The organism is Streptomyces sp. NPDC045695 (assembly GCF_056432025.1).
In genome coordinates this window covers 37440-55480 of sequence record NZ_JBWKJU010000032.1, presented here as the reverse complement: position 1 = coordinate 55480, position 18041 = coordinate 37440, and the positions used below count along the sequence as shown (strand labels likewise).

Genomic DNA, 18041 nt, shown 5'->3' with positions numbered 1-18041 from the left:
GTGCACACAGTCCGCAAACAAGACACCGCGAAACCGAAAGCGAAGAAGTCCACGACTCCTCGCCCACGCCGCAAGGGTTAAAGATCAAGCTAGGGGTGTCCGCAGGGGTATGTGTCCCGGCCGCGCCCCCAGCCCGTACCGTATCCGCGTGACGACAGAGCCCGGGCGGTTCGGCCCCAGCCGGCAGTGGATGCGGACGCATCCGCTGGCCACCGACGCCGTGCTGGCGTTCGGGGCGTTCGTCGCCATGGTCGTCGGCTCCTTCGCCGATCCGAACGGGCCCCACGGGCCCACCTTCGGGACGCGCACCCCCGATCCGTTCTCGCTGCTGCTGATGCTCCTGGGCGCCGCCGCCCTGGTGTTCCGGCGCCGGCAGCCGCGCGCCGTGCTGCCCGTGACCTGCGGGCTCTCCCTGCTGGAGCTGGCCACCGGGGATCCGCGGGCGCCCGTCGTCATGTCCACGGTGATCGCCCTGTACACGGTCGCCTCCTGCACCGACCGGCCGACGACCTGGCGGATCGGGCTGCTCACCATGACGGGGCTGACGGGCGTGGCCATGCTCGCCGGGCCGCTGCCCTGGTACGCCCAGGAGAACCTCGGGATCTTCGCCTGGACCGGGATGGCCGCGGCGGCCGGGGACGCCGTGCGCAGCCGGCGGGCCTTCGTCGACGCCATCCGGGAACGGGCCGAGCGCGCCGAGCGGACCCGCGAGGAGGAGGCCCGGCGGCGGGTCGCCGAGGAACGGCTGCGGATCGCGCGGGACCTGCACGACGTGGTGGCCCATCACATCGCCCTGGTCAACGTGCAGGCGGGCGTGGCCGCGCACGTCATGGACAAGCGGCCGGACCAGGCCAAGGAGGCCCTGGCCCACGTACGGGACGCCAGTCGCTCCGCGCTGAACGAGCTGCGGGCCACGGTCGGGCTGCTGCGGCAGTCCGGCGACCCCGAGGCGCCGACCGAGCCCGCGCCCGGGCTGGGCGTCCTGGACGATCTGGTGGACACCTTCCGGCACGCCGGGCTGCCCGTGGACGTGATCGTCCAGCTGGACACCGGAGCCGGGCCGCTGCCGGCCGCGGTGGACCTGGCGGCGTACCGGGTGATCCAGGAGGCGCTGACCAACGTACGCAAGCACGCGGGCCCCGGGGTCAGGGCGGAGGTGAGCGTGGTCCGGGTCGGCGCCTCGGTGGAGGTGACGGTCCTGGACGACGGCGGCGGCGCGGAGCCCCGCGACGCGGAGCCGGGCGGCGGGCACGGTCTGCTCGGCATGCGGGAGCGCGCCACCGCCCTGGGCGGATCCTGTTTCGCGGGCCCCCGCTTCGGCGGCGGCTACCGCGTCCACGCGGTCCTGCCGGTGTGAGGCTCCCCAGCGACCCCGGTGACCTGGTGACCGCGTGACCTGGTGACCGCGTGACGTGGTGACCTGGTGACGTGGTGATCCGGGGACGCGCCTACCCTGAGCGCATGACCGCGCCTGCCGACGCCAGCCCCGTGAGCCGGATCCGAGTGCTGCTCGCCGACGACCAGGCCCTGCTCCGCAGCGCCTTCAAGGTGCTCGTCGACTCCGAGCCCGACATGGAGGTCGTCGGGGAGGCCTCCGACGGGGCGCAGGCCTTCGCGCTCGCCCGCCAGACGCGCGCCGACGTCGTGCTCATGGACATCCGGATGCCCGGTACCGACGGGCTCGCCGCCACCCGCATGATCAGCGCGGACCCGGACCTCGCCGCCGTGCGCGTGGTGATGCTGACGACCTTCGAGGTCGACGAGTACGTGGCCGCGGCCCTGCGGGCCGGCGCCTCCGGCTTCCTGGGCAAGGGCGCCGAGCCCGAGGAACTGCTCAACGCCATCCGCGTCGCCGCCGCCGGCGAGGCGCTGCTCTCCCCGGCCGCCACCAAGGGGCTCATCGCCACCTTCCTCGCCCAGGGCGGCGGCGCCGACCCCTCCGTGGCCGAGTCCGGGGCGCACACGCAGCGGCTCGCCGCGCTGACCGTCCGGGAGCGCGAGGTCCTCGTCCACGTCGCCGGGGGCCTGTCCAACGACGAGATCGCCGGACGGCTGGAGGTCAGCCCGCTCACCGTCAAGACCCACGTGAACCGGGCCATGGCCAAGCTCGGCGCCCGCGACCGGGCCCAATTGGTGGTCATTGCCTACGAATCGGGCCTGGTCCATCCACGAGCGCAGTAGGGCGCAGTAGTACGGCGTACTGCGGACGCGGTATGCCGCAGATAAGGACGGGACCTGGGAGCGACGCAAGACGCCCGCGCCGCGGGAGAGGCTGGAAAGGCCCTTGCGTTCGTCACTGCAGAGAGATCTCACACCCATGTCGTGGCTGTCCCGGTTCAGCCTGGCCCAAAGAGCGTTGGTCGGCCTCGTGTCGATCGTCGCGCTCCTCTTCGGGGCCATAGCCATCCCGCAGCTCAAGCAGCAGCTGTTGCCCTCCATCGAACTGCCGATGGTGTCCGTGCTCGCGCCGTACCAGGGCGCCTCGCCCGACGTGGTGGAGAAGCAGGTCGTCGAACCGATCGAGGCCATGCTCAAGGGCGTCGACGGCATCACCGGCATCACGTCCACCGCCAGCGAGGGCAACGCCCTCGTCATGGCCACCTTCGACTACGGCGACAGCGGCACCAAGCAGCTCGTCGCCGACGTCCAGCAAGCCGTCAACCGGGCCCGGGTCCGGCTGCCCGCCGAGGTGGATCCGCAGGTGGTGGCCGGTTCCACCGACGACATCCCGACGGTCATCCTCGCCGTCACCTCCGACAAGGACCAGCAGGCGCTCGCCGACCAGCTGGACCGGTCCGTCGTCCCCGTCCTCTCGGACATCGACGGCGTCGGCCAGGTGACCGTGGACGGCGTCCAGGACCTCCAGGTCACCGTCACCCCCGACGACGCCAAGCTCGCGGCCGCCGGCCTCGACGGCGCCGCCCTCGCCCAGGGCCTCCAGGCGGGCGGCGCGAGCGTACCCGCCGGCTCCTTCGACGAGGCGGGCAAGAACCGCACGGTCCGCGTGGGCGCCGGCTACACCTCCGTCGCCCAGGTGGAGGACCTGCGCCTGAGCCCCGGCCCGGGCAAGCCGGCCGTCCGCCTCGGCGACGTCGCCGCCGTCAAGCAGGAGCCCGCCAAGGCCGTCTCGCTCACCCGTACCAACGGCAAGCCCAGCCTCGCCCTCGTCCTCACCATGGACAAGGACGGCAGCGCCGTCGCCATCTCCGACGCCGTCAAGGACAAGCTGCCCGAGCTGCGTTCCGCCCTCGGCTCCGGCGCCGAGCTGACCGTCGTCAGCGACCAGGGCCCGGCCGTCGCCAAGTCCATCTCCAGCCTGACCACCGAGGGCCTGCTCGGTCTGGTCTTCGCGGTGCTCGTGATCCTGGTCTTCCTGGCCTCGCTCCGCTCGACCCTGGTCACCGCGGTGTCCATCCCGCTGTCCGTGGTCCTCGCGCTCATCGTGCTGTGGACCCGCGACCTGTCGCTCAACATGCTGACGCTCGGCGCCCTCACCATCGCCATCGGCCGCGTCGTCGACGACTCGATCGTGGTCCTGGAGAACATCAAGCGCCACCTCGGCTACGGCGAGGAGCGCGAGACCGCCATCCTCACCGCGGTCAGGGAGGTTGCCGGTGCGGTCACCTCCTCGACGCTCACCACCGTCGCCGTCTTCCTGCCCATCGGCCTCGTCGGCGGCATGATCGGCGAGCTCTTCGGCTCCTTCTCGCTCACCGTCACCGCGGCCCTGCTGGCCTCGCTGCTCGTCTCCCTCACCGTCGTACCCGTGCTCTCGTACTGGTTCCTGAGCGCGCCGAAGGGCGTCGCGGCCGGGGACGCCGAGAGCGCCGCCCGGGCCCGCCGCGAGGCCGAGGAGAAGGAGGCGCGCAGCAAGCTCCAGCGGTTCTACGTACGGGTCCTGGGCTTCGCCACCCGGCGACGCCTGACCAGTGTGGCCATCGCGGTCGTCGTGCTCCTCGGCACCTTCGGGATGACCCCGCTGCTGAAGACCAACTTCTTCGACCAGGGCGAGCAGGACATCCTGACGGTCAAGCAGGAGCTCGCCCCCGGCACCTCGCTGGGCGCCTCCGACGAGGCGAGCCGCAAGATCGAGAAGGCGCTGGCCTCGGTCGACGGCGTCAAGAGCTACCAGGTCACCGTCGGCTCCTCCGGCTTCCTCGCGGCCTTCGGCGGCGGTACGGGATCCAACCAGGCCTCCTTCCAGGTCTCGCTCAAGGACGCCGGCGAGGCGGACGCCGTGAAGAAGCGGATCGAGGGCGAGCTGGCCAAGCTCGACGGCATCGGCCGGACCCGGATCACGGTGGGCGACGCCTTCGGCAGCCAGAACCTCAGCGTGGTCGTCAAGGCCGGAGACGGTGACGTCCTCGCCAAGGCCACCGAGCAGGTCCGCGCCGAGGTCGCCGCCCTGAAGAACGTCACCGACGTCCAGAGCGACCTGTCCCAGTCCGTGCCGCGGATCTCCGTCACCGCCACCCCCAAGGCGGCGGAGGCGGGCCTGAACCAGGCCGCGCTCGGCGCCATCGTGGCGCAGGCCGTACGGGGCAACCCGGCGGGCAAGGCCGTACTGGACGACACCGAGCGGGACATCGTCATCAAGTCCGCGCAGCCGGCCACCACCCTGGCCGAACTGCAGGCGCTGCGGGTCGGCCCCCTGAAGCTCGGCGACATCGCCGAGGTCAAGGAGGTCCCCGGCCCGGTCGCGATGACCCGGATCGACGGCGCCCGCGCCGCGACCGTCACGGCGCGGCCGCTGGGCGACAACACGGGCGCGGTCAGCTCCGAGCTCCAGACGAAGCTCAAGGCACTGGACCTGCCGGAGGGCGCCACGGCCTCCATCGGCGGCGTCTCCGAGGACCAGGACGAGGCCTTCGCCTCGCTGGGCCTGGCGATGTTCGCGGCCATCGCGATCGTGTTCATGCTGCTGGTCGCGACGTTCCGCTCGCTGATCCAGCCGCTGATCCTGCTGGTGTCCATCCCGTTCGCGGCGACCGGCGCGCTCGGTCTGCTCCTGGTCACCGGCACCCCGATGGGCGTCCCGGCGATGATCGGCATGCTGATGCTCATCGGCATCGTCGTGACCAACGCGATCGTCCTGATCGACCTGGTCAACCAGTACCGCGCCCAGGGACTGGGCGTCGTCGAGGCGGTCATCGAGGGCGGCCGGCACCGGCTGCGCCCGATCCTGATGACGGCCCTGGCGACGATCTTCGCGCTGCTCCCGATGGCGCTCGGCGTCACCGGTGAGGGCGGCTTCATCTCGAAGCCCCTCGCCGTCGTGGTGATCGGCGGCCTGGTCAGCTCGACCCTGCTGACCCTGCTGCTCGTACCGACGCTCTACACGATGGTGGAGCTGCGCAAGGAGCGCCGGCGCGCCAAGCGCTCGGCGCGCGGCGAGGCCAGGCTGAGGGTGGTCTCCCCGAAGGAGGAGACGCCGACCGGCGTCTGACCCGCATGACGAAGGGGCGGTCCCCGTACGGGGGCCGCCCCTTCGTGTGTCTGCCGGACCGCCCGTTACGGCAGCGCGAGCATCCGCTCCAGCGCGAGCTTGGCGAAGCTCTCCGTCTCCTTGTCGACCTGGATCCGGTTGACGAGGGTGCCCTCCGCCAGCGACTCCAGGGTCCACACCAGGTGCGGGAGGTCGATGCGGTTCATCGTCGAGCAGAAACAGACCGTCTTGTCGAGGAAGACGACTTCCTTGTCCTCGGCGGCGAATCGATTCGCCAGGCGCCGGACCAGGTTCAGCTCGGTGCCGATGGCCCACTTGGAGCCGGCCGGGGCCGCCTCCAGCGCCTTGATGATGTACTCCGTGGAACCCACGTAGTCCGCGGCCGCCACGACCTCGTGCTTGCACTCGGGGTGGACCAGGACGTTCACGCCGGGGATCCGGGCGCGCACGTCGTTGACCGAGTCGACCGAGAAGCGCCCGTGCACCGAGCAGTGCCCGCGCCACAGGATCATCTTGGCGTTCCGCAGCTGCTCGGCGGTCAGGCCGCCGTTCGGCTTGTGCGGGTTGTACAGGACGCAGTCGTCCAGGGACATGCCCATGTCGCGGACGGCGGTGTTGCGGCCCAGGTGCTGGTCGGGGAGGAAGAGCACCTTCTCGCCCTGCTCGAAGGCCCACTCCAGGGCCTTCTTCGCGTTGGACGAGGTGCAGATCGTGCCGCCGTGCTTGCCGGTGAAGGCCTTGATGTCGGCCGAGGAGTTCATGTAGGAGACGGGCACCGTGACGTCGGCGACACCGGCCTCGGTCAGCACGTCCCAGCACTCCGCGACCTGCTCGGCGGTGGCCATGTCGGCCATCGAGCAGCCGGCGGCCAGGTCGGGCAGGACGACCTTCTGGTCGTCCGAGGTCAGGATGTCCGCGGACTCGGCCATGAAGTGGACGCCGCAGAAGACGATGTACTCCGCCTCCGGCCGGGCGGCCGCGTCCTTGGCCAGCTTGAAGGAGTCGCCGGTGACGTCCGCGAACTCGATGACCTCGTCACGCTGGTAGTGGTGGCCGAGGATGAAGACCTTGTCCCCGAGCTTCTCCTTGGCCGCGCGGGCACGCGCCACGAGGTTCGGGTCCGACGGCGAGGGAAGGTCGCCGGGGCACTCCACTCCGCGCTCGCTCTTGGGGTCGGCCTCGCGGCCGAGCAGCAGCAGGGCAAGGGGCGTCGGCTGGACGTCCAACGGCTGGGCGGTGGTCACGACACGCACCCTTTCTGTTCTGCGACAAGGGACTTCTGGATCATCGCTTCGACTTCTCGTCTACTTGACGCTATCTATCATAACCGCTTCACGTCAGTTTGACGATGCCGATAGTGTCAATGTGACGCATCAGCCCCCGGATCCGGGCGATCCAGTCGGGTTCACCCTCCGCGCGGTGTGCGAGCATGGAATATCTGAAACAAGCGTCGGGTCCCGGAATGAATCCGCGGTCCCGCTCGTTGCCACCGACGGCAAGAGTCCGACGTTTCCTCGCCTCCGGCGGGGAGCCGCCCACTTCGGGAGTGAATGCAGATGTCCGTACAGGACGACAAGACCACCGTGAGCGACGGCATCCTCCTGTCCGACGCCGCCGCCGACAAGGTCAGGACCCTGCTGGAGCAGGAAGGCCGCGATGACCTGGCGCTGCGCGTCGCCGTCCAGCCCGGCGGCTGCTCCGGCCTGCGCTACCAGCTCTTCTTCGACGAGCGTTCGCTCGACGGCGACGTCGTGAAGGACTTCGACGGCGTGAAGGTCGTCACGGACCGGATGAGCTCCCCGTACCTGCACGGCGCGTCGATCGACTTCGTCGACACCATCGAGAAGCAGGGCTTCACGATCGACAACCCGAACGCCACGGGCTCCTGCGCCTGCGGCGACTCGTTCAGCTAGGACCCCGGCCCAGCCCGGACCACCTGTACGACGAGGGCCCGCCTCCGGTCGCATCCGACCGGAGGCGGGCCCTTTTCGTACGGGCTACTGCCGGGGGAGCGGCTTGCCCGAGGTCGCGTCGACCACCTTCCGGTCACCCAGCGGCTGCTGGAGCGTCGCCGTCAGGGACATCTCCTGCGCGAGCATGATGCAGGCCTGCCCCGGCTTGTTCGGGGTCTCCGTGATCTTCGCCATGACCGTGTCCGGCTGCTCCCGCGCCTCCAGGGCGTAGGTGCTGCACACGCTGCCCCAGAAGTTCACCGTCAGCTTCCGGTCCGCCTGCGCGTACGAGAACCCCGGCACGGTACGACCGTCCTTCGGGCCCGGGGTGCCCGGCTCGGCGGAGCCGGCGGACTCGACGGCGGCCGGCTGGGCCACCGTGTGAGCCGGGGCTCCGCCCTGGCCCGCCACCTCGAAGAGCCAGGCCGGGACCAGGGCCCGCTCCCCGTTCTGCGTCCCGGGGGCCAGCCCCAGTACGGCGCCCCGCACCGTCTCCGTCCGCGGCGGCTTCATGGGCCGGGGCTCCGGGTTGCACGGCAGGGTCGCGGGGTCGCCCGGATCCAGCGGGACCGAGGTCGCGCAGCCGCTGGGCTCCGGGCTGCCCTCACGGCCGCTCGACTTCGCGTTCAGCCGGGCCAGCGCCTCCACGGCCCCCACCACCGGCTGCTCGGCCGCCGCCCGCACGGGCGCCTTCAGCTCACCGGTGCCCGACAGCACTGAGCCGTCCGGCCCCACCCTGACCTGCGTGGTCCAGCCCTGCGTGGGCAGCCCGCCGACGACCGGGTCCGCGTTCACCACCCGTACCGCACCCTGCGTGAGCCGGGCGTCCAGCTTCGCCCCGTCCTGCCCCGCCGCGGCCAGCACCGGGGCGGCGGCGGCCTTGGCCGTCTCCTCGGACACCGGCTTGGGCGCGTCCGCGCCGCCGGGGACCTTGGGGAGGGTGGCCGGGCCGCAGGTGTCCTTGCCGCGCGCGCAGTTGTCCCCGGCGCCGTTGCCGCTGTCGGTGCCCGGCGCCTGGTGACGGGCGAAGTTCCAGGCCCCCGGGGCCTTGCGGTTCACCGTGAGCCGCGGACCGGAGCCGTCGGCCGCCTCCCCGACCAGCCAGGTCTCCCCGTTGAGCCGGGGGGCGTCGGCGAGGCCCAGGGCCTGGGCGAGCCGGCTCACCTCCTGCGAGGTGACCTCCCCGGACGCGACGAAGACCGGCGCGGTGCCCGGACCCTCCGGGAGCTTGACGTCGGTCCGGTAGACCACACCGGCCCCGGACGGGTCGGGCTCCCCGGGCGCGATGCCCGGGCCCGAGGGGTCTCCCGCGTCACGGGGCGCGGAGGCCGCGCTGTCGCCCGTACGGCCCGGCGTACCGTCGCCGTAGGCCGTGGACGCCCAGTAGGCGGTGCCGCCGCCCGCGAGCAGTACCGCCGCCGCGATCGAGCCGACGGCCCAGGCCGGCCGCCGTCGTGTGCCGCGTGATGTGTCGGGTTCTTCGCTGGTCACCGCAACGCTCCTTCACCGGTTCCGCAGTGTCTGATGCGGGTGTGACGGAACAGGCGCCCAACCGGTTCCCCACCGGTTCCCGACCGGGTTCGGACCGGCCCCGACCGGGCGGGTCCTACTGGTCCCCGTACGCGGCGGTGCCGGCGATCAGCCGCGCCGAGGCGGGCGGGACGCTGATCCCGTTGATCTGCGAGGGAGCCACGCGGACCGGCCGGGGACCGGCCGCGACCGCCCAGTGCGGGGCCATCCGGGCGCAGTCGCCCAGCAGCCGGTCGAGCTCGTCAGCGGTGTACTCGGAGCGGCCGAAACCGTCGGTGTAGGTCATGGAGGCACCGTAGGCACCGAGGCTCACGCGAAGAAAGAGTTACTTCAGGGTAGTTTCAGGGGTTCGGCCTGGGCCCGCTCAGCGGGTAGTTTTGACTGTCCCTCGCCGTCCTCAGCAGGAGCGTCCACGCCGTGCGCATCGCAGTCACCGGCTCCATCGCCACCGACCACCTCATGACCTTCCCCGGCCGTTTCGCCGACCAGCTGGTCGCGGACCAGCTGCACACGGTCTCCCTCTCCTTCCTGGTCGACAACCTCGACGTCCGCAGGGGCGGTGTCGGCCCGAACATCTGCTTCGGCATGGGGCAGCTCGGCAGCCGCCCGGTCCTCGTCGGCGCCGCCGGCTACGACTTCGACGAGTACCGCGCCTGGCTGGACCGGCACGGCGTCGACACCGAGTCCGTCCGCATCTCCGAGGTGCTGCACACCGCGCGCTTCGTATGCACCACGGACTCCGACCACAACCAGATCGGCTCCTTCTACACGGGCGCGATGAGCGAGGCCCGCCTGATCGAGCTGAAGGCCGTGGCCGACCGCGTGGGCGGGCTGGACCTGGTCCTGATCGGCGCGGACGACCCCGAGGCGATGCTGCGCCACACCGAGGAGTGCCGCACGCGCGGGATCCCCTTCGCCGCCGACTTCTCCCAGCAGATCGCCCGCATGGACGGCGACAACATCCGCACCCTGATGGAGGGCGCGACCTTCCTCTTCTCGAACGAATACGAGAAGGGCCTCATCGAGTCGAAGTCGGGCTGGTCCGACGAGCAGATCCTGGCGAAGGTCGGCACCCGCGTGACCACGCTGGGCTCGCAGGGCGTGCGGATCGAGCGCGCCGGCGAGGAGCCGATCGTCGTCGGCTGCCCCGAGGAGACCGCGAAGGTCGACCCGACGGGTGTCGGCGACGCGTTCCGCGCCGGGTTCCTGACGGGCCTCGCGTGGGGTGTCAGCCTGGAGCGGGCGGCGCAGGTGGGCTGCATGCTCGCGACGCTGGTCATCGAGACGCTCGGCACCCAGGAGTACACCCTGGCCCGCGCGCACTTCATGGAGCGCTTCACCAAGGCCTACGGCGACGAGGCCGCGGCCGAGGTCCAGGCCCACCTGGCCTAGGCCCTGTCGTCAAAGTCCCGCCTGGCCTCTTCGCCTCGTCGGCGCCCTTTGCCTCGACCGAGCCGATCCAGCCTTTGCTTTTTCAGCCCCTCCGGCGTTTGAGTGGGGGTCCCCCCGGACGGAGCCGGGTTTCCTGGGGCTCCGCCCCAGACCCCGCGCCTCAAACGCCGGCGAGGCTGGATTGGCCCGGCGGAGGCTGGGTTTGGCCTGGGCGGGCCTGGATTTGGCCTGGTGGTCTGGCCTGGCGGGGCCGGTGGTCAGACGAGGCGGCGGACCGTGTAGGCCGTGCCGACCGCGCGGGGGGACTCGCCGAGGTACTCGTGCCCCCGCATCCCGCACCACGCCGGGATGTCCAGCCGCGCCACCTCGTCGTCCGAGACGACCGTGACGGTGCCGCCGACCGGGACCCGCTCGATCGCCGCGGCCAGTTCGATCACCGGCTGCGGGCACCGCAGCCCCAGCGCGTCGAGCTCCAGCGAGTCCGCCACCGGCGCCCCGGCCGCGCGCTGCGACACGCCGAGCCGCTCCCGTACGCCCGCCACCGCGCCCGGCAGTACCTCCAGGAACGCGTTGACCTCCTCCGCCGTGGTCCCCGGCGGCAGGGACACCCGTACGTTCCCCTCCGACAGCACGCCCATCGCCCGCAGCACGTGACTGGGGGTCAGCGTCGAGCTCGTGCACGAGGAGCCCGAGGAGACCGAGAACCCGGCCCGGTCCAGCTCGTGCAGCAGGGCCTCGCCGTCGACGTACAGGCAGGAGAAGGTGACCAGGTGCGGCAGCCGCCGCTCCGGATCGCCGACCACCTCCACGTCCGGGACCAGCCGCACCACCCGCCGCCGGATGCGGTCCACCAGCACCCGCAGCCGGGCCGCCTCCGCGTCCGCCTCGGCCCGTACGGCCCGCAGGGACGCCGCCGCCGCCACGATCGCGGGGAGGTTCGCGAAGCCGGGCGAGCGCCCCGACTCCCGTTCGTCCGCAGGGCCTTGGGAGGAGAAGCGGACGCCCTTGCGGACCGCGAGCAGACCGACCCCGGGCGGGCCGCCCCATTTGTGCGCACTCGCGGCCAGGACGGACCAGGCGCCTTCCACCGGACCCCATCCGAGCGACTGCGCCGCGTCCACCAGCAGCGGCACCCCGGCCGCCCCGCAGACCTCGGCCACCTCCGCCACCGGCTGGACCGTGCCCACCTCGTGGTTGGCCGACTGGAGGCAGGCGAGGGCGGTCGCCGGGCCCAGCGCGTCCGCGTATCCGGCGGCCTCCACCGCGCCCCACCGGTCCACCGGGACCTCGCCCACCGTCCCGCCGCCCGCCGTGTGCACGTCCGCCGCATGCAGTACAGAACTGTGTTCGACCGCGGACACGACCAGATGGCGCCCCACGCGCCGGCGGCCCGCGAGCACCCCGGCGACCCCCGTGTGAACCGCGTGCGTCCCCGAAGGAGTGAACACGAGCTCGTCCGGGCGGCATCCCACCGCCTCCGCGGCGGCCTCCCGCGCCGCGTCCAGCAGCATCCGGGCGCGCCTGCCCTCCCGGTACAGCCGGGCCGGATCGGCCCAGCCCTCGTCCAGGGAGGCCTGCAACGCCTGCCGGGCCACGGGGTGCAGGGGGGCGGCGGACGCGCTGTCGAAGTACGGCATCCGGTCACGCTAACCGGCGCCCGGCTGCGTTCGAGGTCAGGGGGCGTCAGAAGTGCTCCCGAGCCCACCATTCAGGGCCATTCACCCCGTCCCCCGGACGGCGGATCCATCCCTTCGGGGGCAGTAGCGGCGCGTTGGGCACCCTCCCCGCGCGACCCCAAATAGCGTCCAGTAGGGTTTGGTCCGCATAAACATCCAAACCCCTGCCTGCGTCAGGGCCGGCGACCGACCCGAACACGGCCGCGGCCGGCCGCGCGGGCCGAGACTCTCGGGAAGGCGCTACGTGAGTCCCTACGGCTCCGACCGCTCGCCGCGGCGCCCGATGCGGCGGAAGCTGCTGCAGGCGCTGACTGCGGGCGTGGTCCTGGCGACCGCCACAGGTTGCTCGTATACATGGAAAGACTTCCCCCGCCTCGGAATGCCGACTCCGGTAACCGAGGAGGCGCCGCGCATCCTCTCCCTGTGGCAGGGATCATGGGCGGCCGCGCTCATCACGGGCATCCTGGTGTGGGGCCTGATCATGTGGAGCGTCACCTTCCACCGGCGCAGCCGGACGAAGGTGGAGGTCCCCCCGCAGACCCGGTACAACATGCCCATCGAGGCGCTCTACACCGTGGTCCCGCTCATCATCGTCTCGGTGCTCTTCTACTTCACCGCGCGTGACGAGTCGAAGCTGCTCTCCCTCTCCGCCAAGCCGACGCACACGATCAACGTGATCGGCTTCCAGTGGAGCTGGGGCTTCAACTACGTCGAGAACGTCGACGGCGACGCGGCGACCCCGAAGAAGGGCGAGGTTCCCAAGGAACTCTCCGCCATCCCGGACCGCTTCACCAAGGACTTCCCCGCGGGCGCCGAAGGCGTCTACCAGAAGGGCGTCCCCGGCGACAGGAACCCGGACACGAACAACCCCGGGCCGACCCTGGTCCTGCCCAAGGGTGAGAAGGTCCGCTTCATACTGTCGTCGAACGACGTCATCCACTCCTTCTGGGTGGTGCCCTTCCTGTTCAAGCAGGACGTCATCCCGGGCCACACCAATGTCTTCGAGGTCACCCCGACCGAAGAGGGCACCTTCATGGGCAAGTGCGCCGAGCTCTGCGGTGTCGACCACTCCCGGATGCTCTTCAACGTCAAGGTGGTCTCGCCCGAGGAGTACCGGGCGCACCTGAAGGAGCTGGCGGAGAAGGGGCAGACCGGCTACCTCCCGGCCGGCATCAAGCAGACCGACCCGGCCCGGAATGCGGAGACGAACAAACTGTGAGCATCCTCAACGAATCCCAGGGTGCCGCCGCAGCTGACTCGTACGAGAACGAGCTGCCGGTACGGCGCAAGCAGCCGGGCAACGTGGTCGTGAAGTGGATGACCACGACCGACCACAAGACCATCGGCACGATGTACCTGGTCACGTCGTTCGTGTTCTTCCTCATCGGCGGTCTCCTGGCGCTCTTCATGCGCGCCGAGCTGGCCCGTCCGGGTACGCAGATCATGTCGAACGAGCAGTTCAACCAGGCGTTCACGATGCACGGCACGATCATGCTGCTGATGTTCGCGACGCCGCTGTTCGCCGGATTCGCGAACTGGATCATGCCGCTGCAGATCGGCGCGCCCGACGTGGCGTTCCCGCGGCTGAACATGTTCGCGTACTGGCTCTACCTCTTCGGCTCGACCATCGCCGTGGCCGGCTTCGTCACCCCCCAGGGTGCCGCCGACTTCGGCTGGTTCGCCTACACCCCGCTGTCGGACGCGGTCCGCTCGCCGGGCATCGGCGCCGACATGTGGATCATGGGTCTGGCCTTCTCCGGCTTCGGCACGATCCTCGGCTCGGTCAACTTCATCACCACGATCATCTGCATGCGCGCTCCCGGCATGACGATGTTCCGCATGCCGATCTTCACCTGGAACGTCCTGCTGACCGGTGTCCTGGTCCTGCTGGCCTTCCCGGTGCTGGCCGCCGCGCTCTTCGTACTGGAGGCGGACCGCAAGTTCGGTGCGCACGTCTTCGATCCGGCGAACGGAGGCGCGTTGCTGTGGCAGCACCTCTTCTGGTTCTTCGGACACCCAGAGGTGTACATCATCGCGCTGCCGTTCTTCGGCATCGTCTCCGAGGTCATCCCGGTCTTCTCCCGTAAGCCGATGTTCGGCTACATCGGTCTGATCGCCGCGACGATCGCGATCGCCGGCCTCTCGGTGACCGTGTGGGCCCACCACATGTACGTCACCGGCGGTGTGCTGCTGCCGTTCTTCTCCTTCATGACCTTCCTGATCGCGGTACCGACCGGTGTGAAGTTCTTCAACTGGATCGGCACCATGTGGAAGGGCTCGCTGTCCTTCGAGACCCCGATGCTGTGGACGATCGGCTTCCTGGTCACCTTCACCTTCGGTGGTCTGACCGGCGTCATCCTGGCCTCGCCCCCGATGGACTTCCACGTCTCCGACTCGTACTTCGTCGTCGCGCACTTCCACTACGTCGTCTTCGGCACCGTGGTCTTCGCGATGTTCGCGGGCTTCCACTTCTGGTGGCCGAAGTTCACGGGCAAGATGCTGGACGAGCGCCTGGGCAAGATCACCTTCTGGACGCTGTTCATCGGCTTCCACGGCACCTTCCTGGTGCAGCACTGGCTGGGCGCCGAGGGCATGCCGCGTCGTTACGCGGACTACCTCGCCGCCGACGGCTTCACCGCGCTGAACACGGTGTCGACGATCAGCTCGTTCCTGCTCGGCCTGTCGCTGCTGCCGTTCATGTACAACGTCTGGAAGACGGCCAAGTACGGCGAGAAGGTCGAGGTCGACGACCCGTGGGGTTACGGCCGTTCGCTGGAGTGGGCGACGTCCTGCCCGCCGCCGCGGCACAACTTCCTCACGCTCCCGCGGATCCGTTCCGAATCCCCGGCGTTCGACCTGCACCACCCGGAGATCGCGGCCCTCGACCACCTCGAGGACCACGTCGCCGGCGGGACCAAGGCCCTCACCGGCGACAAGGAGGCCGGCAAGTGAAGATCCAGGGCAAGATGTTCCTCTGGCTCTCCTTCTTCATCCTGATCATGGCCGTCGTGTACGGCGTGTGGTCGAAGGAGCCCGTCGGAACCACCGCGCTCTTCCTGGCCTTCGGCCTGAGCGTCATGATCGGCTACTACCTGGCCTTCACGGCCAAGCGTGTCGACGAGATGGCCCAGGACAACCTGGAGGCCGACGTCGCCGACGAGGCGGGCGAGCTGGGGTTCTTCTCCCCGCACAGCTGGCAGCCGCTCTCGCTGGCGATCGGTGGCGCGCTCGCCTTCATGGGCGTCGTCTTCGGCTGGTGGCTCATGTACTTCTCGGCCCCGATCCTCGTGATCGGCCTGTGGGGCTGGGTGTACGAGTACTACCGCGGTGAGAACGCGAACCAGTAGCAGCACGCGCGCGGCGGCGCCGCGCCGAACCCGGGGCCCGGACACCTCTTTCGGAGGAGTCCGGGCCCCTCGTTTGCAGTCACCCCGCGCGCCGTAATTGTCATACTTTCATAGCGTTGGCTCCATGAAGCACTCACCGCGTCTTTGGACGGTACTCAGCTGCTCCCTGCTGGTCGCGTCCCTCGGGGCCGGCGCCACCGCCTGCGGGTCCGGCGACAACCCGCTGTCCGCCCGCCCGTACGACGCGGGCGATCAGGTCGCCTTCAACCAGCCCTCCGGCAGCCGCCCCGTCGATCCCAACCGGCCTCTGGAGGTCACCGTCAAGGGCGGCGACAGCCGCATCACCGACGTGACGGCCGTGGACACCCACGGCCGCCGTCTGGCGGGCGAACTCAGCGCCAAGGGCGACCGTTGGCACAGCACGGTCCCGATGGCCGCAGGCGTCCGCTACACGGTCACCGTGAGCACCGAGGACGAACAGGGAGCTCCGGGGCAGCGCACCCTCACGTTCGACACCACCCCCGCCAAGGGGGTCCTCAAGGTCGAATTCGGGCCCGACGAGGGCAAGTACGGCGTCGGACAGCCCCTCACGGCTGAACTCAGCGAGCCCGTCAAGGACAAGGCCGCCCGCGCGGTCGTGGAACGGGGCCTGATCGTCGACACCCCGCCCGGCGTCGAGGGCGCCTGGCACTGGGTCGACGACAAGAAGCTGCACTTCAGGCCCAAGGAGTACTGGCCCGCCCACTCCACCGTCTCCGTACGGAGCAACCTGGAGGGCATCAAGATCACCGACGAGCTCCACGGCTCCGCCTCCAAGCCGCTGAAGCTGGAGATCGGGGACCGGGTCGAGGCCATCACCGACGCCTCGTCGCACTACATGACGTTCAAGCGCAACGGAGAAGTGATCAACACCATTCCGGTGACCACCGGCAAGCCCGGCTTCTCCACCCGCAACGGGGTCAAGGTGGTGCTCGGCAAGCAGTACTTCGTCCAGATGCGCGGCGACACCGTCGGCATCGGCGGCAGCGAGAACTACGACCTGCCCGTCTACTACGCCACTCGCGTCACCTGGAGTGGTGAATACGTCCACGCCGCGCCGTGGTCCGTCGGCTCCCAGGGCTACGCGAACGTCAGCCACGGCTGCACCGGTATGAGCACCGGCAACGCGGCCTGGTTCTTCGAGAACATCACCGAGGGCGACATCGTCAAGGTGGTCAACAGCATCGGCGACGACATGGACACCTTCGGCAACGGCTTCGGCGACTGGAACATGGACTGGAAGGACTGGCGCCAGGGCAGCGCCCTGCTCAAGGGCACCCAGGAGGGCCGCAGCCCGGTCGACCAGGCCCGCCTGAGGCCCACCGTCTGAAGGGGCGCCGCCCGTGCCGGGAAGCCCCTGTGGGGCCCATGGGAAGCCGTGGGCCCCACAGGCGCACCGTCAGGCGGCCGAGGAGGCCAGGCGGGAGCGCAGGAGCGCCGCCAGGGCCGCCGGGAACTCCACCGGGTCCACCGGAAGGGTCACGGCGGCGTCGGCGCGGCTCCACGTGGCCAGCCAGGCGTCCTGCGGGCGCCCCATCAGCAGCAGCACCGGGGGACACCGGAAGATCTCGTCCTTGATCTGCCGGCACACGCCCATGCCCCCGGCCGGAGCGGCCTCGCCGTCCAGTACGCACACGTCGATCCCGCCGGCGTCCAGCTCCGACAGGACCGCCGGCAGCGTCGCGCACTCCACGAACTCCACCGGCGGCAGGTCCGCGGCCGGCCTGCGTCCGGCCGCCAGCCGCACCTGCTCCCGGGTGCCCGCGTCGTCGCTGTAGACCAGAACCCGCGCAGTCGCCCGCATTTCGTTCCTCCACGTGTCCCGTGAATCACGTTGATGTTGCGCGGGATGCTACTCCTCCCGATGCGCTGTCAACATCGGTTCGCACATGTCGCACGAGAGGCCGCGACGGGGTCATCTGATGGGCCGTTCGGGCCTTGCACACGCCCCGGACACTCCGAACGGCACCCCCCGGGGTGAGGGCGGGATAAGCGACCGACATAATGTCGGTCGTGGCGACAGCAACGACAGTAGATACCGGGCACGCGCACCCGACGGTCAACCGGCCGAACCTCGTCAGCGTCGGAACCATCATCTGGTTGAGTTCCGAGCTGATGTTCTTCGCGGCCCTCTTCGCGATGTACTTCACCCTGCGATCCGTGACAGGCGCCGAGTACTGGAAGGAACAGGCTGATTTCCTGAACCTTCCCTTCTCGGCGACGAACACGACGATCCTGGTGCTCTCCTCGCTCACCTGCCAGCTCGGCGTCTTCGCCGCCGAGCGCGGTGACGTGAAGAAGCTCCGGACGTGGTTCATCATCACGTTCGTCATGGGTGCGATCTTCATTGGCGGCCAGGTGTTCGAGTACACCGAGCTGGTCAAGCACGAGGGCCTGAGCCTCTCGTCCGGTCCGTACGGCTCGGTGTTCTACCTGACCACCGGCTTCCACGGTCTGCACGTGACGGGCGGTCTCATCGCCTTCCTGCTGGTCCTCGGCCGGACGTACGCGGCCAAGAGGTTCACCCACGAACAGGCCACGTCGGCCATCGTCGTGTCCTACTACTGGCACTTCGTCGATGTCGTCTGGATCGGCCTCTTCGCCACGATCTACCTGATCAAGTAGCGAACACGTCACCGGGCCCGACCCGGCACTCCAT

The 18041-nt window shown here is 70.2% G+C and carries 15 protein-coding genes; 10 read left to right on the top strand and 5 right to left on the bottom strand.

The features are described 5' to 3' along the window. Window positions 1–190: 190 nt before the first annotated feature. From AC07DU_RS32410 to AC07DU_RS32400, 3 genes are all read left to right on the top strand, one after another. A complete protein-coding gene (locus AC07DU_RS32410; protein WP_479115387.1) occupies window positions 191–1357 on the top strand; it encodes a sensor histidine kinase in 1167 nt (388 codons plus the stop codon). A gap of 104 nt (window positions 1358–1461) precedes the next feature. Beyond that, window positions 1462–2181 (top strand): response regulator, encoded by a 720-nt coding sequence (locus AC07DU_RS32405; protein WP_479115383.1) that lies wholly within the window; start codon window positions 1462–1464, stop codon window positions 2179–2181. A gap of 136 nt (window positions 2182–2317) precedes the next feature. Beyond that, window positions 2318–5446 carry an efflux RND transporter permease subunit gene (locus AC07DU_RS32400; RefSeq protein WP_479039320.1) on the top strand — a complete coding sequence of 1043 codons (3129 nt, stop codon included), beginning with the start codon at window positions 2318–2320 and terminating at the stop codon, window positions 5444–5446. A 65-nt stretch (window positions 5447–5511) separates the two neighbouring features. Here the strand turns inward: AC07DU_RS32400 and nadA are convergent, their stop codons facing one another. Beyond that, complete coding sequence (gene nadA, locus AC07DU_RS32395) at window positions 5512–6699, bottom strand: quinolinate synthase NadA (RefSeq protein ID WP_360903110.1); 1188 nt, start codon at window positions 6697–6699, stop codon at window positions 5512–5514. Between the two features lie 303 nt (window positions 6700–7002). Between nadA and erpA the strand changes: the two genes are divergently transcribed. Next, window positions 7003–7359, top strand: a complete 357-nt coding sequence (erpA, locus tag AC07DU_RS32390) for an iron-sulfur cluster insertion protein ErpA (protein WP_214940913.1) — start codon at window positions 7003–7005, stop codon at window positions 7357–7359. Between the two features lie 84 nt (window positions 7360–7443). Here the strand turns inward: erpA and AC07DU_RS32385 are convergent, their stop codons facing one another. After that, window positions 7444–8889, bottom strand: a complete 1446-nt coding sequence (locus AC07DU_RS32385; RefSeq protein ID WP_479115381.1) for a hypothetical protein — start codon at window positions 8887–8889, stop codon at window positions 7444–7446. Between the two features lie 115 nt (window positions 8890–9004). Further along, a complete protein-coding gene (locus tag AC07DU_RS32380) occupies window positions 9005–9214 on the bottom strand; it encodes a hypothetical protein (protein WP_360903104.1) in 210 nt (69 codons plus the stop codon). 131 nt (window positions 9215–9345) lie between these two features. Between AC07DU_RS32380 and AC07DU_RS32375 the strand changes: the two genes are divergently transcribed. Beyond that, window positions 9346–10320, top strand: coding sequence for a carbohydrate kinase family protein (locus AC07DU_RS32375; RefSeq protein ID WP_360903101.1), 975 nt, complete (start codon window positions 9346–9348; stop codon window positions 10318–10320). Window positions 10321–10577: 257 nt separating this feature from the next. On the opposite strand, the gene AC07DU_RS32370 is transcribed toward AC07DU_RS32375, so the two are convergent. Beyond that, window positions 10578–11957 (bottom strand): aminotransferase class V-fold PLP-dependent enzyme, encoded by a 1380-nt coding sequence (locus tag AC07DU_RS32370; protein WP_479032559.1) that lies wholly within the window; start codon window positions 11955–11957, stop codon window positions 10578–10580. Between the two features lie 283 nt (window positions 11958–12240). Between AC07DU_RS32370 and ctaC the strand changes: the two genes are divergently transcribed. The 4 genes from ctaC to AC07DU_RS32350 all read left to right on the top strand — a co-directional run bounded on the left by ctaC (window position 12241) and on the right by AC07DU_RS32350 (window position 16712). Then, window positions 12241–13215, top strand: coding sequence for an aa3-type cytochrome oxidase subunit II (gene ctaC / locus AC07DU_RS32365; RefSeq protein WP_360903095.1), 975 nt, complete (start codon window positions 12241–12243; stop codon window positions 13213–13215). Further along, window positions 13212–14948: an aa3-type cytochrome oxidase subunit I gene (ctaD, locus tag AC07DU_RS32360; protein WP_360903092.1), complete on the top strand. Its 1737-nt coding sequence runs from the start codon at window positions 13212–13214 to the stop codon at window positions 14946–14948. Before ctaC ends, ctaD begins: the two co-directional genes overlap by 4 nt. Then, window positions 14945–15343 carry a cytochrome c oxidase subunit 4 gene (locus AC07DU_RS32355; RefSeq protein WP_360903089.1) on the top strand — a complete coding sequence of 133 codons (399 nt, stop codon included), beginning with the start codon at window positions 14945–14947 and terminating at the stop codon, window positions 15341–15343. The genes ctaD and AC07DU_RS32355 overlap by 4 nt, the downstream gene beginning before the upstream one ends. Before the next feature lie 124 nt (window positions 15344–15467). After that, complete coding sequence (locus AC07DU_RS32350) at window positions 15468–16712, top strand: L,D-transpeptidase (protein ID WP_479032563.1); 1245 nt, start codon at window positions 15468–15470, stop codon at window positions 16710–16712. Between the two features lie 69 nt (window positions 16713–16781). On the opposite strand, the gene AC07DU_RS32345 is transcribed toward AC07DU_RS32350, so the two are convergent. Then, window positions 16782–17186, bottom strand: coding sequence for a hypothetical protein (locus AC07DU_RS32345; protein ID WP_479032566.1), 405 nt, complete (start codon window positions 17184–17186; stop codon window positions 16782–16784). Between the two features lie 200 nt (window positions 17187–17386). Here AC07DU_RS32345 and ctaE point away from each other — a divergent pair, with 200 nt between their 5' ends. Further along, window positions 17387–18007: an aa3-type cytochrome oxidase subunit III gene (gene ctaE, locus AC07DU_RS32340; RefSeq protein ID WP_214949928.1), complete on the top strand. Its 621-nt coding sequence runs from the start codon at window positions 17387–17389 to the stop codon at window positions 18005–18007. The last annotated feature ends 34 nt before the right edge of the window (window positions 18008–18041 follow it).